General features: G+C 48.5%; 1 rRNA gene. It reads left to right on the top strand.

Going from position 1 to position 1,786, the window contains the following annotated elements:
• Positions 1-170: 170 nt before the first annotated feature.
• Positions 171-1,731 (top strand): 16S ribosomal RNA (locus AC1RPK_RS07520).
• The last annotated feature ends 55 nt before the right edge of the window (positions 1,732-1,786 follow it).

Below are 1,786 nucleotides of genomic sequence, written 5' to 3'. Positions count from 1 at the left end.
TTGATATGATATAAAAGTTGTCAAAAGCAACCAAGTAGATCTTTGAAAACTGAACAAATTTTCGACAAATCAAATGTGTAGGGTCTCTTAACTAAGAGTTAAGAGCAAACATTTGCGAAGTCAATTCGCTAGTTTCAAAAAGTAACAAAACAATAAGAGCAATCAACTTTTTATATGAGAGTTTGATCCTGGCTCAGGATGAACGCTGGCGGCGTGCCTAATACATGCAAGTCGAACGCATTATCTTCACCGAGTGCTTGCACTCACCGAAGATAATGAGTGGCGAACGGGTGAGTAACACGTGGGTAACCTGCCCAAAAGAGGGGGATAACACTTGGAAACAGGTGCTAATACCGCATAATTTGTTAAACCGCATGGTTTGATAATGAAAGACGGCGTAAGCTGTCACTTTTGGATGGACCCGCGGCGTATTAGCTAGTTGGTGAGGTAAAGGCCCACCAAGGCAATGATACGTAGCCGACCTGAGAGGGTGATCGGCCACATTGGGACTGAGACACGGCCCAAACTCCTACGGGAGGCAGCAGTAGGGAATCTTCCACAATGGACGAAAGTCTGATGGAGCAACGCCGCGTGAGTGAAGAAGGTTTTCGGATCGTAAAGCTCTGTTGTTAGAGAAGAATGTAGGTAAGAGTAACTGTTTACCTAGTGACGGTATCTAACCAGAAAGCCACGGCTAACTACGTGCCAGCAGCCGCGGTAATACGTAGGTGGCAAGCGTTATCCGGATTTATTGGGCGTAAAGCGAACGCAGGCGGTTTTTTAAGTCTGATGTGAAAGCCTTCGGCTCAACCGAAGAAATGCATTGGAAACTGGATAACTTGAGTGCAGAAGAGGAGAGTGGAACACCATGTGTAGCGGTGAAATGCGTAGATATATGGTAGAACACCAGTGGCGAAAGCGGCTCTCTGGTCTGTAACTGACGCTGAGGTTCGAAAGCATGGGTAGCAAACAGGATTAGATACCCTGGTAGTCCATGCCGTAAACGATGAGTGCTAAGTGTTGGAGGGTTTCCGCCCTTCAGTGCTGCAGCTAACGCATTAAGCACTCCGCCTGGGGAGTACGACCGCAAGGTTGAAACTCAAAGGAATTGACGGGGGCCCGCACAAGCGGTGGAGCATGTGGTTTAATTCGAAGCAACGCGAAGAACCTTACCAGGTCTTGACATCTTCTGACAAACCTAGAGATAGGCCGTTCCCTTCGGGGACAGAATGACAGGTGGTGCATGGTTGTCGTCAGCTCGTGTCGTGAGATGTTGGGTTAAGTCCCGCAACGAGCGCAACCCTTATTATTAGTTGCCAGCATTTAGTTGGGCACTCTAATGAGACTGCCGGTGACAAACCGGAGGAAGGTGGGGATGACGTCAAATCATCATGCCCCTTATGACCTGGGCTACACACGTGCTACAATGGACGGTACAACGAGTTGCGAGACCGCGAGGTTAAGCTAATCTCTTAAAGCCGTTCTCAGTTCGGATTGTAGGCTGCAACTCGCCTACATGAAGTTGGAATCGCTAGTAATCGCGGATCAGAATGCCGCGGTGAATACGTTCCCGGGCCTTGTACACACCGCCCGTCACACCATGAGAGTTTGTAACACCCAAAGCCGGTGAGGTAACCTTTTAGGAGCCAGCCGTCTAAGGTGGGACAGATGATTAGGGTGAAGTCGTAACAAGGTAGCCGTAGGAGAACCTGCGGCTGGATCACCTCCTTTCTAAGGAATATTACGGAAACCTACACACTTGTCGAAAATTTGTTTAGTTTTGAGG

The sequence above is a fragment of the Dellaglioa sp. CoH-55-MRSF-6 genome (assembly GCF_056782215.1).
The sequence above is the reverse complement of the archived record's forward strand: the minus strand, read 5'-3'. Positions and strand labels throughout refer to the sequence as shown.